Source organism: Labrenzia sp. R5_0, from assembly GCF_017743835.1.
GTDB classification, from domain to species: domain Bacteria; phylum Pseudomonadota; class Alphaproteobacteria; order Rhizobiales; family Stappiaceae; genus Roseibium; species Roseibium algicola.
Genome location: NZ_JAGHRK010000001.1, coordinates 346,838 through 361,855, shown reverse-complemented (window position 1 = coordinate 361,855; position 15,018 = coordinate 346,838). Strand labels below are relative to the sequence as shown.

The window sequence follows — 15,018 nt, the reverse complement described above, 5'->3', positions numbered from 1 at the left end:
TTGATGGAACCGGGAACCTTGAGCACTTTTCTGAAACGTGGCGCGATCTGGGGCTTCATTCTCGTCGAGCTGGTCTTCTTCTCGGTCGCGGGCGAATTCCTGTCGCTCAGTGACAAGGCCTTCATGGACGTGGACAACATGCTGCTTTTGTTCAAGCAGTCAGCCCCCATCGGGATCATCGCCGTCGGCATGACGATCATCATGATCAACGGCAATATCGACCTCAGCGTCGGAGCGACCTTTGCCCTGAGCGCCGTCGTCCTGCTCGACAGCATGACCTGGCCGGTTTTCGCCGGCCTCGGCGACGGCGTCATTCCCATTGCCTGGGGACTGGCATTGCTGACAGGGATCGTTCTGGGCGCTCTGAACGGGTTGATCGTCTGGAAGACCGGTGTCGATGCCTTCATCGTCACGCTCGGTTCCATGCTCGGCTATCGCGGCCTGGTGTTCATGTACAATGGCGAACAGCCCACATCTCATCTCAACTGGACGCTGGTTGATTTCGCTGAAGCCCATTTCCTGGGACTGCACACCGCCACCTGGTTCCTGATCGTCGTGACCGCCGTGATCTGGTTCGTGATGAACCGCACGATCCACGGGCGCAACGCCTATGCCATCGGCGACAACCGGTCTGCGGCCATCAATGCGGGTATCCGGGTCGGGCCACACATGATGATCAACTTCATGATCATCGGCTTTCTCGCCTCCCTGTCTGCCGTGGTGTTCTATTCGGAATCCGGCTCGGTCAATCCCAACGACGGCGAACTCTATGAGCTGTGGGTCATCACCGCCGTGGTTCTGGGTGGCACCAAACTTACCGGAGGCGCCGGATCCGTACTTTCGACACTCGGCGGTGTTCTGGCCATCCAGCTTCTGCGAAAAGGCCTGGGACACATCGGCGCCGACACGGAAACAGTCAATCTGGTGATCGGCCTGATCCTGATTGCCGTCCTGTTCCTCGACCGTCAATTGAACCTGAAAGGCAAACAGGAGCTGAGAATATGACCGGCACCACCCCAGCCTTGCGCCTGGAAGGCATCGTCAAGACCTTCCCCGGCGTGCGCGCGCTCGACGGTGTGTCCTTTTCCGTCCTGCCCGGCGAAGTGCATGCCCTGATGGGCGAAAACGGCGCCGGAAAGTCGACCCTCATGAAAGTGCTTGGCGGCATCTATCAGCCTGATGAAGGCAAGATCATCGTCAGCGAGCAACCGGTTGTCATGACGTCGCCACTACAGGCGAAAAGCAAGGGCATCGTCTTCATCCATCAGGAACTGAGCCTCGCCGAGGAACTGACGGTTGCCGAAAACATCTATCTCGGCGAACTGCCGCGAAAGAGCTTCGGCCGGGTCGACTGGCAGAAGCTGCATGAACAGACCAACCGCATTCTGGAGATGCTCAAAGTCGGCTTCGACGCCCGCACGCGTGTCGGCGATCTCTCCATCGCAAACCAGCAGATGGTGGAAATTGCGCGTGCCCTGACAGTGGAAGCCAAGGCGGTCATCTTTGATGAGCCAACCGCCTCGCTGACCGATGCGGAAAAGGTGGTTCTGTTCGATGTCATCGACAACCTGAAAGCCGAAGGCGTCGGCATCATCTACATCTCGCACCGGATGGAAGAGATCTTCAGGATCACCGACCGCATCAGCGTGCTGCGGGACGGACAGTATCGCGGCACACTGAACACCGCCGAAACCAGCGAGGACGAGATCACGCAGCTGATGATCGGCCGCAAGCTCGACCTGTCACGCAACGCCGTCCACCACGAACTGGGTGATGTGGCGCTGGAGGTGCGAGGGCTCTCCTGTGGTTCGCTTTTCCGTGACATCAGCTTCGAAGTGCGCAAGGGCGAAGTTGTCGGCTTTTATGGCCTTGTCGGGGCCGGCCGCACGGAAATCGCCGAAACGCTGTTCGGTCTCAGAGAACCCAGCAGCGGCGCTATATTCCTGAACGGTGAAGAGACTGCCATTCACTCACCGGCCGATGCCATCGCCAAGGGTATCTCGCTGGTGCCTGAGGACCGCAAGACGCAGGGCCTTGTTCTGGGCATGAACTGCCGGGACAATATGACCCTGCCTCAAGTAGACGACTTGAAAGCCGGCCCATTCGTTGCCGAAGGCGCGGAGATCTCGATTTTCGACCAGTACCGGGACCGGCTCGACATTCGCACGCCCGGCTGGAAGCAGCTTGCCGGCAACCTTTCCGGCGGTAACCAACAGAAGATCGTGATCGGCAAATGGCTTTCGATGCACCCGAGCGTTCTGATCGTCGATGAACCGACACGCGGGATCGATGTCGGCAGCAAGTCCGAGATCCACAACCTCATCCGCGACCTGGCCAGCCAGGGCTATGCGGTCATCGTGATCAGTTCGGAAATGCCGGAGGTCCTGCATGTAAGTGACCGGATCGTCGCCATGTACAGCGGCGAGATCATCCGGACTTTCACCTCCGAGGAAGTTACCGAAGACAATCTCATCCAGGCCATTTCCGGCATTCGGCCGGACAAGGCCGCCTGATGCAGGTCGGAATTGCAGGGCTTGGCCGGATGGGCGTGCGCATGGCTGCCAATCTGGCTGCTGCCGGTCTGAATGTGAGCGTCTGGAACCGGACAGCTGGAACTGCACAGGCCTTCGCCGCCGCCCACAACGCCTTTTCGGCAGTCACCCCGAAAGACCTGGCGGAGCGGTCGGATGTGGTGATCACCATGCTCGCCGACGATGCTGCTGCGGAGACAGTCTATCTCGGGCCGGATGGCTTGCTCGAGGCGTCAGGGGGCAGTCGGGTTCTGGCCGAAATGGGTACCATTTCCGTACCCATGGCAGAACGTCTGGCGCTATTGGCACGGGAGAAAGGCCGACGCTTCGTCGATGCGCCGGTTTCCGGAGCCACACAAGCGGCGGCGGATGCCAAGCTGCTTATCATGGCAGGAGCAGAAGCAACTGATGTGCCTGATCTGGCCCGCCTCTTCGAGGTTCTTGGCCGGAAAACCGTCTGGCTTGGCAAACCCGGCGCTGGCGCTGCCATGAAACTCGGCGTCAACATGCTCATTCATGGCCTCAACCAGACATTGGCAGAAGCCCTTACCCTGACCACGGCAGCCGGCATCCCAAAAGAACAAGCCTATGAGGTCGTGGAAAATTCGGCGGCTGCCGCTCCGGTTCTCGCCTATCGCAAGGGGCTTTATCTGGATGAGACTGCGCACGACGTCAGCTTCACGGTCGCACTTGCCCGCAAGGATGTCGGGCTGGCGCTGGAGCTTGCATCCACTTGCGGTGTGATCATGCCGCAGGCGGAACTCAATCATGCGGTTCTGAAGGCCGCCGGATCAGCCGGATATGACGACCGCGACATGGCTTCCATTCTTTCTTTCGTGAACAAGGGTCTGAAATGAAAGCAGTTCTGTTTGTCGGTGGCTGGGAAGGCCACACACCAACCCATTTCAGCGACTGGTATGAGGCCTTGCTTCGCGACAATGGTTTCAGCGTTACCGTCTACGATACGATGGAACCGCTGGAACGCCCGGAAGACCTTGCCGATGTCGACCTGATCACACCTATCTGGTCTTCGGCCCGGTCGGGTCACCAGCAGGAATTCGGCAACATGACCAAGCCGCAGGAGGACGGGCTCCTGAAGCTCGTCGCCAACGGCTGCGGCATTGCCGGGTGGCACGGACATATGGGAGATGCTTTCCGCGACCGGCCGACCTACCACTTCCTGATTGGAGGCCAATTCGTCGCCCATCCTCCCGGTTGGCCGGACAACCTGCAGCCCAGGGAGGACTACATCGACTACGACGTGACGATCTGCAAACCGGACGATCCGATCGTCAAGGGCATCAGGAGTTTCCGCCTCAGGTCCGAGCAATATTACATGCTGGTCGATCCCTCCAACGACGTGCTGGCCACCACGACCTTCTCAGGCGATCATCTGTGGTGGATCGAGGGCACCGTCATTCCCGTTGTCTGGAAACGGCGCTGGGACAAGGGCCGAGTGTTCTACTGCTCCATCGGACACGAACTGGATGACCTGAAGGTTCCCCAGGTGACGGAGATCATCCGTCGCGGTGCACTCTGGGCAGCAGAAGGCAAATCCGCTTAGTGACCCGCAAAGAACGCACCCTTCAAGAACCGTCAGCTTTGCAATAGGATATTCAAACTTTCACGATCGTCCGGCGCACCTGTGACTGCGCTGATCTGCGCGAATGCGGTTAATACACTGCAGGAACAGGGAGACGTTTTTGAAGTTTGATAAAAAGATCTTCTTTTGCCATATCCCGAAAACAGCCGGCACGTCATTGCGCCTGTCGCTGGAACAGGCTGTCGGAGACGCAGCCGTTGTTCCCTCTCAAGCGCTGATTTCCTATCATGGTGGCCGCTATCCGCCGCTTCACGAGGCCCTGCAGGAGCTTCAGGAGAAACCGGACTATCGCCTGTTTCGAGGACACTACGGCTTCTGGGTCCGAAGATATCTTCCAACAGATACGCTAACGATCGTAGTTCTGCGTGATCCGGTGGAGCATGTCCTTTCCCACATTCGACATTTTCTCGCAGACGGACGAATTGCAGAGGCAGATGCGTTCGAAAGCCTTGATCAGGGACGATTACCAATTCCCGACAATACAATGTGCAGATATCTCGGTGGAACGCCAATAAAAGCAGTAGGACAAGAGCTGTCAGACCGCTTCCTTGCCTCCAGAATTGATCCGATCGACGATCACGACAGCCTTTTCAAACGTGCCGTTTCGACAGGTCGCTCGGTGGATATCATGGGATTTACCGATGAAATGCCGGATCTCTATGAGAAGATCTCGCAAGAAACCGACCTGTCCCTGACAATGCGGCAGGACAATCCGAGCCGCTATCCTGCGCTTTCGCTTTCAGACCGTCAGCTCGACACCGTCAGGAGACACAATCAACTCGATCTGCAGCTCTATGAGGCAATGCGAGCAGAGCGCAATTCCAACAAGTTGAAACGGCTCCTAAAAAGAACAGGACTGTTCCGAACCTGATCCGCTGCCACGGCCCTGTCTGCCAAAGCCCCCACTAGAGACCGTCGGCTTGCGGGCGTGGAAATCAACCGCACGAACAATCTACTTGCAGGCAAATGGGCAGGAGGCGCTAAACCCTGGCGCCCAGCTTGACCTGAACGTTGAGACGGGACGCAGCGCCCTGAACATGAGCCGCCATGGCTTCCCGGGCGCCGGTCCTGTCACCTGCCTCAATGGCCTCAAGAACCCTGGAATGTTCACCCAAAGTGATCTCCACCAGGTCGTCCTTGGCGTAGATGTCGGATGTCACCCGCGTGGTTTCCTTCAGCCTGGAGGAGATGTAGCAGATGATGCCGAAGAGATAGGAGTTGCCGGCCGCCTTGCCGATTGCGCGGTGAAACACGGCGTCGGCTTCCAGCCGCTGTTCGTCGAACTGCTTGTGCCCTTCCAGAATGGCGACTGCTGCCCGCATCTCCCTGAGATCTGCCCCTGTGCGACGCATCGCGGCAAGTCCCGCAGCTTCGATTTCCAGGAGGCCACGCAACTCGAACAGGTCCGCAAGGTTGCCGGATTTGTCGAGTGAGCGGATATCGACCCGGAAGGTTTCACGCTCTGAAACAGGCTTGACGATGGCCCCGCGCCCTTGGCGCGATTCAATGACGCCATCAGACCGCAGCCTGGCAATGGCTTCGCGCACCACATTGCGGCTGACGCCAAAGGTTCCGGCGAGTGCATGTTCGGTCGGCAACGTATCGCCGGGGTTCAGTTCACCATCCTGAATTTTCGCCATGATGTCTGCTGCGATGCGGTCCGGTAACAGCGATGACCGACGCACTTCCCGAAACTCAGCCATGCCGGGCTCCTCTTCGCATTGCCGGTGGGTTATTCGTGTTCTTCAACGGCTTAATGCATCCATAGGCCAAGCTCGGGTGCTTGTCGAGCCGGTCGGCACCTTGGCATCAGATGGCGGAAACCCGCCATTCTCACAGATCGAACGCGATTACGGAACCAGATTGCAGATCGAGCCGAGGGACCCGTTTCCCACGAAGCCCTAAAGCGCGTAGATCACCTCTGCTGCGCGAACGGCAGCGGAGGCCCTGTTCTCAACACCAAGTTTGACGAAGATCTGCTCCAGATGCTTGTTCACGGTGCGCGGTGACAGACCCAGAATTTCGCCGATATCCTTGTTGGACTTGCCCTTGGCGATCCAGATCAGGACTTCCGCCTCGCGCTGTGTCAGTTCAAAGCTGCCTTGCAGCGCCTGGACCTGTCCGGCCTCGTCTTCTGCGGTGACACGGAACAGGTTTTCATCAGGGCCGACACGGCCAAGCGGGTGAAGTTGCACTGCCAGGTTTTCAGATAAGCCGAGCATGAAACTCTTGCGACGCTCGCCCGAGGAATTCGGCCCGTCCAGCCAGTCCCCCAGTGCTCGGCCCAGCCGGAAAAGACTGGTTTCGGCAGCCCCTGTCTTTGCCAGCAGGTTGTGGATCTGCGGTGTCGACCACAACACTGTCCCCTCCTGCGACACAGCCACCAGATGGCGCCCGGCTGCGTCCAGCGCCACATGCGCGCTTTGAACCGACCGGGCATTCTTCAGATGCACCTTGATCCGTGCCTTCAGTTCGTCGACGTCGATCGGCTTGGTAAGGAAATCTACCCCGCCGGATTCCAGCGCCTTTACCACATGTTCCGTTTCGGACAGCCCGGTCATGAAAATCACCGGTACGTGCTGGAGCGCCGGATTTTCCTTGATCTGCCGGCAGGTCTCAAAACCGTCGAGGCCGGGCATGATCGCATCCATCAGGATCGTATCCGGTGTCACCTTGTTGCAGATGTTGAGAGCGGTTTCGCCGCTGGTCGCCACCAGAACGGCTACGCCGGTCTTTTTCAGGGCTTCGGTGACGAAGCCGAGCGTTTCCGGGCTGTCGTCGACCACAAGGACCGTATCGCGACGATCATCCGTCATGTGTTTCCAATTCACTCAAGACGTTTTTGTAAGCATCGAAATCGAACCGGGCGAGATGGACATTCAATGCATCGATCAGGGGCAGATTTTCCGGCGTTTTCGCCAGTTCGTTCAATTTGGCCTCGATGCCTTCCACATAACCGATCTCCGCAAGCGAGATGAGATCGGCGACGTGATCGGCACCGGGTGATTTCAAGGGATCCTTTCGGGCAGGTTCCTGGTTTCGCTCGACCGGCTGTTCGGTCCAGACAACACCCATGTGTTTTTGCAGCAGGTCGTAAAGCTGGCCGATGCCGAAGGGCTTTGCAAGGGTTGCTGAATGGTGAGCCGGACCGTCCGGCCGCAAAGCCTTGTCACCGATGTTGGCCGACAGCATGATGATCGGCGCGCTGACACCTCTGTCCCTCAGGTCCTCGGCCAGCTCCCAACCGTTCATTCCCGGCATCAGGATATCGATCAGGTAGAGATCCGGCCGCAGCGGCTCGACCGTCTCCAGGCAGGCCCTGCCTGTATCCGCCTCGATGACGGCAAATCCGATCGGTTTCAGGATATCGCAGACAAGCGCTCGGTGATCCGGGTTGTCATCGATCACGGCAACCGTCTTCCGCTCGCCTTCGTAGCCTCGCACCTGTCTTTCCAGGCGGATGGTATCGACAGGCCGGTCGACAGCCGCCAGCATCAGCCGCACTTCAAAGGAAGCGCCCTTCCCCGGTTCGCTGGACAGCGCGATGGCTCCACCCATGGTTTCCGTCAGAAGCTTGGTGATGGTCAGCCCGAGCCCCAACCCCGGTGTCTTCGCCCCGTCGGCGGTCTTGCTGCGGCCGAATGGTTCGAAAATCTTGACCTGTTCGTCAAGCGCGACGCCCGGTCCGCTGTCCGACACGACAAAGCTGGCCACCTGTGACCGGTAACTGACCGAAAACGAAACAATGCCCTCAGAGGTGAACTTGATCGCATTCGACAGGAGGTTCACCAGGATCTGTCGCAGACGTTTTTCGTCGGTTCGTACAAACACCGGCAGGTTGGGAGCGCGCGCATAGTTGAAGCCGAGCCCCTTGGCAGCCGCCTGCATGCGGAACATGTCGACGATCTGATCCAGAAACTCGTGAATGTTGATCTCGTTGGAATAGATCTGCAGCCTGCCAGCCTCGATCCGCGAAATATCCAGAAGGCCGTCGATCAGCCCTGACAGATGCTCGGCACTGCGCCGGATTGTGCTGATCGCAGGCCTGCGGGCTGTCGGCACGCTGTCGTCCCGCTCCAGCACCTGGGCATAGCCCATGACCGCGTTCAAGGGTGTTCTGAGTTCGTGACTGAGGCCGACCACGTAGCGGCTCTTGGCGAGGTTGGCGGCTTCGGCATCTTCCTTGGCCTTCTGCAGGGCCGCATCGGTAACACCGTGAGCGTCGATTTCCTTCTGAAGCAGCGCGTTCTGGCGCATGGATTCCTCTTCGGCGACCCGCCGGGTGTCGTGAGCAAGCACCAGGAACCAGCAGGCAATACCGACGACGATGGCAAAAACAAAGAAAATCAACAGCACCGTCTGGCCGATGATGCCGGTCGGATCTCCCAGACGGTTTTCCGCCTGGGCGTAGATGATCCAGAGCATCAGGCCGATTGCAGCATTCGACAGAACAGAGATGAACGCATAGCGCCCCAGTCGGGACTGCAGAAACGCCATCGCGTTTTCCGGCAGAATGCGGCCCGCGACGGTGCCGACCTGATAGGACAAACGTGCCTTCGGCTTGCAGCTGTCGTGGCAGCGGGCATCGAGTGAGCAGCACAGCGAACAGATCGGCGACTGATAGGCCGGGCAATAGGCCATGTCTTCCGGCTCGAACGGGTTTTCGCAGATCGAACAGGCGATGTGCTCCTTCGTCTGCCAGCTCTGGCGCGGCTTGCGAGCCAGGTAGAAACGTCCCCTGGTCGCATAAGCGATCAGGGGCGCGGCGACAAAGGCGATGGCCATGGCCAGAAAGGTGGCGAGGGCCTCCGCCGTCTTTCCGAACTCGCCGAAGTGCGCGGCCAATGCGAGACCGGCGGCCAGAAGCATTGCGCCGGTACCAACCGGATTGATGTCATAAAGATGCGCGCGTTTGAATTCGATTCCCGGAGGCGACAGCCCGAGCGGCTTGTTGATGAAGAGGTCAGCCGAAATGGCGGAAAGCCAGGCCATCGCAATGATGGAAAAGACGCCAAGGGTTTCTTCCAGCAACCGATAGATGCCGAGTTCCATCAACAGCAGAGCGATGCCAACATTGAAGACGAGCCAGACGACCCGGCCGGGATGGGAGTGTGTAAGGCGCGAGAAGAAATTCGACCAGGCAAGCGACCCGGCGTAGGCATTCATGACGTTGATCTTGAGCTGCGCCACCACCACGAATGCCGCCATCAGCAAGAGGACGACGGATTCGTTCGGGATCATGTAGCCGAAAGCGACCGCATACATTCGCGAGGGTTCGTCGGCATGGTCAACCGGAACGCCGTGCGACAACACGAGGACTGCCAGGAAAGAGCCTACAATCATCTTGGGGGCACCGAGAACAACCCAGCCGGGCCCGGCCAAAAACAGGGCAAGCCGGTGCCGGCGGCGGGCATAATCCTGCGCCGGAAGAAACCGCAGAAAGTCCACCTGTTCACCGATCTGTGCCATCAGCGCCAGAATGACTGCGGAGGCTGCGCCGAAGCTGACCAGGTTGATGCTGTCCCAGCCGCCAGCAGTCGTACGCGGCGCCTGTGTTACCGGGTCGATGCCGGAAAACGTCAACCACTCGCCGACGGCCTGCCAGTCGGTGAAGGCAATGAAGACGAACGGCAGGATGTTCAGGATGATCCAGAAGGGTTGTGTTGCGAGCTGAAAGCGGCTGATCCAGGTAATGCCGTGGGTCACCAGCGGAATGACCGCAACCGCGCTGATGACATACCCCAGCCAGAGCGGCACACCGAACGCGAATTCCAGCGCGCTCGACATGATGGAGGCTTCAATCGCAAAAAGAATGAAGGTGAAGCTGGCATAGATCAGCGAGGTGACCGTCGAACCAATGTAGCCGAACCCGGCGCCACGCGTGAGCAGGTCTATGTCGACGCCGTAGCGCATGGCATAGCGGCTGATCGGCAGACCGACGACCAACAGCACCAGGCTACCGACCAATATGGCGAGAAACGCGTTGGCTGTTCCGTGGGACAGGGTTATCGCACCACCGATCGCCTCCAGAGCCAGAAAGGAGATCGCCCCGATCGCCGTCTGGGAAATCGCCCGGGAGGAAAAGCGGCGCGCGCTCTTGGCGGTGAACCGGAGCGCATAGTCTTCCAGGGTCTGGTTGTTGACCCATTTGTTGTACTGGCGCCGAACAGGCAGAATGCGTTGGCGCGCCCTCACGCGCTCGCCTCCACACCGGCACCGAATGCCCAATAACTGGACATATGACTATTTATTCGGCAAATGCCGTTCTTCATCGCCCGCTTTCCGCCCCGTTTTTTTATTCAGCTCCTCTCTTCAGCACATTTCATGCCGTCTTTGCTTCTGGAACGCCGTGGCAGGCTTTCAAGCCGGTTACGTCAATTGACGTATGTTGCGGTGCAGTGGTGCCAGTGCACGATCCCTTCCTGACAGCGGCACACCTTCCAGCCGCCAATCGCCGGCGTGGGAACCGGTGACGTCAAGCAAAGGGGAACATCCATGAAAAACACATTCACCAAACTCGCATTGGCAGGCCTGATGGCCTCCACGATGATCGGCGGCGCATCCGCCCAGGAAGACACGATCAAGGTCGGCATCCTGCACTCGCTTTCCGGCACCATGGCCATTTCGGAAACCACTCTGAAAGACGCCATGCTGATGCTCATCGAAGAGCAGAACAAGAAGGGTGGCCTGCTTGGCAAGAAACTGGAAGCGGTCGTCGTCGACCCGGCTTCCGACTGGCCGCTGTTTGCTGAAAAGGCGCGTGAGCTGATCGAAGTCAACGGCGTCGACGCCGTGTTCGGCTGCTGGACGTCCGTTTCGCGCAAGTCCGTTCTACCGGTCTTCGAAGAACTTAACTCGCTGCTGTTCTATCCGGTTCAGTACGAAGGTGAAGAATCCCAGCGCAATGTCTTCTACACGGGCGCTGCACCGAACCAGCAGGCCATTCCGGCCGTCGATTACCTGATGAACGAGGAAGGCGTCGAGCGCTGGGTTCTGGCCGGCACCGACTATGTCTATCCTCGCACGACCAACAAGATCCTTGAAGCCTACCTGAAGTCCAAGGGCGTGGCTGAAGAAGACATCATGATCAACTACACGCCGTTCGGTCATTCCGACTGGCAGACGATCGTGTCCGACATCAAGACCTTCGGCTCCGCTGGCAAGAAAACCGCTGTGGTTTCCACTATCAACGGCGATGCTAACGTGCCGTTCTACAAGGAACTGGGCAACGCGGGCATCAAGGCTGAAGACATTCCGGTTGTTGCCTTCTCCGTTGGTGAAGAAGAGCTCGCCGGTCTCGACACCGCTCCGCTCGTCGGCCACCTGGCTGCCTGGAACTACTTCCAGTCCGCAGATACCGAAGCCAACGCCGAGTTCATCGATGCCTGGCACGCTTACATCGGCGACGACAAGCGCGTGACCAACGACCCGATGGAAGCGCACTTCATCGGCTTCAACATGTGGGTTGAAGCAGTCAAGAAGGCAGGCAGCACCGAGCCGGATGCCGTGATCGACGCCATCGTCGGTGTCAGCGTCCCGAACCTGACCGGCGGCTACTCGGCAATGATGCCGAACCACCACATCACCAAGCCGGTGCTGATTGGTGAAATCCAGGAAGACGGCCAGTTCGAAACCGTCTGGGAAACCTCCGGCCTCGTCGTCGGCGACGCATGGTCCGACTATCTGGACGGCTCCAAGGACCTGATCTCCGATTGGCGCGCACCGCTTTCCTGCGGCAACTTCAACACTGCCACCGGCAAGTGCGGCGGCTCCGGGTCTTAAGGGAGGAGACGGAGCTCGGGCGGGTCTTACGAGACCCGTCCTCTTTCCCCGGTTTTCCAACCGGAAAGGTTTGCCTGGAGAGTCGCTCTTAGCTCTCCCCTCCTCCTGAGGAGGACCAAAAGGTCCGTCTCGAAGGATGGGCGGCAACCCCGGAAGCAAGTGACCCATCCTTCGAGACGCCGCAATGCGACTCCCCACGATGAGGTCGTCAGGTGAAAGTTCTAAACACCGGTGGACACGATGTCCTTGATGAGATCCTTCCTACTCCTCCTCAGCCTCGCTGCCAGCCTCCTTGCCGCACCGGCACTGGCCCAAAGCGATCCAGAGGCACTCCGTCCGCTGATCAACGACCTGGCCAAGGGCAAATATTCCGAAACCGAAAAGCAGATCGGTGCCCTTGTCGCGACCGGTGACCCGCAGGTGGCCCCTGCCCTCGAGGCCCTGAGCGATGGCGATCTATACGTGCGCAAGGCCGATGGCGAAGTCTTCATCACCAGGAAGGCCGGCAAGAACTTTGCCCTGATCGACCCGCTGACCATGGAAACGACCGGCGAAGCGGCCAAGGGCGAAATCGACAAGATCAAGGTCAACAACAAGCTGCGCCGGGTGATCCGGTCCGCGCTCGGGTCGCTGACCCTGATGGCGCCCGACCCGAAGGTGCGGATGGCGGCTGCCGAAGCCGTGTTCAAGGCGAAGGATCCGGACAGTATCGAAGCCCTGGATGCAGCCATTGCCGCTGAAACGGACGATGGCGTGCGCAAGGTGATGGAAGAAGCCCGGGCCGCGGCCGTTCTGAACTCAGATATGGACGAGGCAGCGAAACTCCAGGCGGTTTCGACGCTCGGCACGATGGGCAACCGTGATGCTCTGTCGCTTCTGATCGCCGTGCAATCTTCCTCCGAAGGCGCCTTGCGCGAAGCGGCAACCACGGAAATCACCAAGATCGAGAAATCCATCGCCGCCTGGGATGCAGCACAGAATGTCTGGTACGGCCTGTCGCTTGGATCCGTGCTGCTGCTCGCTGCCATTGGTCTTGCCATCACCTTCGGTGTCATGGGCGTCATCAACATGGCGCATGGAGAGATGGTGATGATCGGGGCTTACGTCACCTTCGTGGTGCAGGAATTCATTCGCTCCTCCGCACCTGGTCTTTTCGATTATTCCCTGTTCATCGCCCTGCCACTTGCCTTCCTCACCTCAGGACTGGTGGGCGTTGCCATCGAACGTGGCGTGATCCGCTGGCTGTACGGACGCCCGCTGGAAACACTGCTTGCGACCTGGGGCATCTCGCTGGTGCTGCAGCAGGCAGTGCGCTCGATTTTCGGTCCGACCAACCGTGAGGTTGGCAACCCGGACTGGATGTCCGGCGCCTTCGAGATCGGCCAGATGACGATCACCTATAACCGCATGTGGATCATCGTCTTCGCGATGCTGGTCTTCGCCGGACTGATGCTTGTCCTCAAGAAGACCCCGTTCGGGCTCTATACCCGGGCCGTGACCCAGAACCGGCGCATGGCCGCCTCGATGGGCATCCGCACTCCCTGGATCGACGCCCTCACCTTCGGGCTCGGCTCTGGCATTGCCGGGATCGCGGGCGTCGCGCTCAGCCAGATCGACAACGTTTCGCCGAACCTGGGCCAAGGCTACATCATCGACAGTTTCATGGTCGTGGTCTTCGGCGGGGTCGGCAATCTGTGGGGCACGCTGGTAGGCGCCATGACCCTCGGTGTCGTGAACAAGTTCCTGGAGCCCTATGCCGGGGCCGTGCTCGGCAAGATCTTCGTGCTCATCTTTATCATTCTCTTTATCCAGAAGCGTCCGAGGGGCCTGTTCGCCCTCAAGGGCCGGGCAGTTGAAGCATGATGACCTCTTTCCTCTTCCGCGCCATGGACGCCCGAGCAGGGATCTTCCTCGCCATCATGGCGGCCGTGATTGTCCTGGTTCCTGCCGGCAACCTGCTTGTCCCGGAAGGCTCGGCCTTCCATGTGCCGACCTACGCGGTCACGCTGATGGGCAAATACCTGACCTATGCGTTGTTGGCGTTGGCGGTAGATCTGGTCTGGGGCTATTGCGGTATTCTCTCGCTTGGTCACGCGGCCTTCTTCGCGCTCGGTGGCTATGCCATGGGCATGTACCTGATGCGCCAGATCGGGACCCGCGGCGTTTACGGCGACCCGATCCTGCCGGATTTCATGGTGTTCCTGAACTGGGGAGAACTGCCCTGGTACTGGTACGGCTTCGACATGTTCTGGTTTGCGGCGCTCATGGTGCTGCTGGTGCCGGGCGTGCTGGCCTTCGTCTTCGGGTGGTTCGCCTTCCGCTCACGCGTCACCGGCGTTTACCTGTCGATCATCACGCAGGCCCTCACGTATGCGCTGCTGCTTGCCTTCTTCCGGAATGACATGGGTTTTGGCGGCAACAACGGCCTGACCGATTTCAAGGACATTCTCGGCTTTGATATTCAAGCCGACACGACCCGCGCGGGCCTGTTTGCAGCCTCAGGCCTGGCGCTGGTCCTGTGTTTCCTCATCTGCCGGGCGATCACCCGATCGAAACTCGGCAAGGTGCTGGTGGCCGTGCGCGACGCGGAGAGCCGGACACGCTTCCTGGGCTACCGTGTTGAACACTACAAGCTGTTCGTCTGGACCCTGTCGGCCATGATGGCCGGTATCGCCGGTGCCCTTTACGTGCCGCAGGTCGGCATCATCAACCCGGGTGAATTTGCACCTGCCAACTCCATCGAGGTGGTGATCTGGGTTGCCGTCGGCGGGCGCGGAACGCTGGTCGGGGCCGTTCTCGGCGCCGTTCTGGTCAACTTCGCCAAGACCTGGTTCACCGCCGCCCTGCCCGACATCTGGCTCTTTGCGCTCGGTGGCCTCTTCGTGGTCGTGACCCTGTTCCTGCCGAAGGGCATCGTCGGCACCATTTCCCAGGGCTGGACGGCCTTGCGGCAACGGAAAGTCTCCAAAGACTTCGAAGCCGGGTCGGACCAACCTCCGAGCCAGGCGCCGCAGTCGCCCGCTTCCCCGGCCAACGTCAGCCCGAAAAAATCTGCCTCGACCGTTCCGGCGGATGCCGAAGCCCAGCCCGCGGAGTAAAGCC

Annotated in this window: 11 protein-coding genes; 8 read left to right on the top strand and 3 right to left on the bottom strand. The window is 59.5% G+C overall.

Annotation, left to right across the window (positions count from 1 at the left end; translation table 11 throughout):
* Positions 1-3: 3 nt before the first annotated feature.
* The 5 genes from J7447_RS01645 (at position 4) to J7447_RS01625 (ending at position 5,005) form a co-directional block, all read left to right on the top strand.
* Positions 4-1,005 carry an ABC transporter permease gene (locus J7447_RS01645; RefSeq protein WP_209168542.1) on the top strand — a complete coding sequence of 334 codons (1,002 nt, stop codon included), beginning with the start codon at positions 4-6 and terminating at the stop codon, positions 1,003-1,005.
* Positions 1,002-2,513 carry a sugar ABC transporter ATP-binding protein gene (locus J7447_RS01640; protein WP_206904992.1) on the top strand — a complete coding sequence of 504 codons (1,512 nt, stop codon included), beginning with the start codon at positions 1,002-1,004 and terminating at the stop codon, positions 2,511-2,513. Before J7447_RS01645 ends, J7447_RS01640 begins: the two co-directional genes overlap by 4 nt.
* On the top strand, positions 2,513-3,388 hold the full coding sequence (locus J7447_RS01635) for an NAD(P)-dependent oxidoreductase (RefSeq protein ID WP_209168541.1): 876 nt from the start codon (positions 2,513-2,515) through the stop codon (positions 3,386-3,388). Before J7447_RS01640 ends, J7447_RS01635 begins: the two co-directional genes overlap by 1 nt.
* Entirely contained in the window at positions 3,385-4,095 is a 711-nt protein-coding gene (locus tag J7447_RS01630) for a ThuA domain-containing protein (RefSeq protein ID WP_023001720.1), read from the top strand. Before J7447_RS01635 ends, J7447_RS01630 begins: the two co-directional genes overlap by 4 nt.
* Before the next feature lie 139 nt (positions 4,096-4,234).
* Positions 4,235-5,005 carry a hypothetical protein gene (locus J7447_RS01625; RefSeq protein WP_209168540.1) on the top strand — a complete coding sequence of 257 codons (771 nt, stop codon included), beginning with the start codon at positions 4,235-4,237 and terminating at the stop codon, positions 5,003-5,005.
* Between the two features lie 109 nt (positions 5,006-5,114).
* Here J7447_RS01625 and J7447_RS01620 read toward each other — a convergent pair whose 3' ends face one another.
* From J7447_RS01620 to J7447_RS01610, 3 genes are all read right to left on the bottom strand, one after another.
* Positions 5,115-5,837 (bottom strand): FadR/GntR family transcriptional regulator, encoded by a 723-nt coding sequence (locus J7447_RS01620; RefSeq protein WP_075281384.1) that lies wholly within the window; start codon positions 5,835-5,837, stop codon positions 5,115-5,117.
* A 198-nt stretch (positions 5,838-6,035) separates the two neighbouring features.
* Positions 6,036-6,950 (bottom strand): response regulator transcription factor, encoded by a 915-nt coding sequence (locus J7447_RS01615; protein ID WP_152511648.1) that lies wholly within the window; start codon positions 6,948-6,950, stop codon positions 6,036-6,038.
* Complete coding sequence (locus J7447_RS01610) at positions 6,940-10,329, bottom strand: ATP-binding protein (protein WP_209168539.1); 3,390 nt, start codon at positions 10,327-10,329, stop codon at positions 6,940-6,942. The genes J7447_RS01615 and J7447_RS01610 overlap by 11 nt, the downstream gene beginning before the upstream one ends.
* Positions 10,330-10,629: 300 nt before the next feature.
* Here J7447_RS01610 and urtA point away from each other — a divergent pair, with 300 nt between their 5' ends.
* The 3 genes from urtA to urtC all read left to right on the top strand — a co-directional run bounded on the left by urtA (position 10,630) and on the right by urtC (position 15,014).
* On the top strand, positions 10,630-11,916 hold the full coding sequence (gene urtA, locus J7447_RS01605; protein WP_031269634.1) for an urea ABC transporter substrate-binding protein: 1,287 nt from the start codon (positions 10,630-10,632) through the stop codon (positions 11,914-11,916).
* 240 nt (positions 11,917-12,156) lie between these two features.
* Positions 12,157-13,779 (top strand): urea ABC transporter permease subunit UrtB, encoded by a 1,623-nt coding sequence (gene urtB / locus J7447_RS01600; RefSeq protein WP_168685945.1) that lies wholly within the window; start codon positions 12,157-12,159, stop codon positions 13,777-13,779.
* The gene (gene urtC, locus J7447_RS01595; protein ID WP_209168538.1) at positions 13,776-15,014 is read left to right on the top strand and encodes an urea ABC transporter permease subunit UrtC; all 1,239 of its coding nucleotides are present in this window, start codon (positions 13,776-13,778) and stop codon (positions 15,012-15,014) included. Before urtB ends, urtC begins: the two co-directional genes overlap by 4 nt.
* Positions 15,015-15,018: the final 4 nt, after the last annotated feature.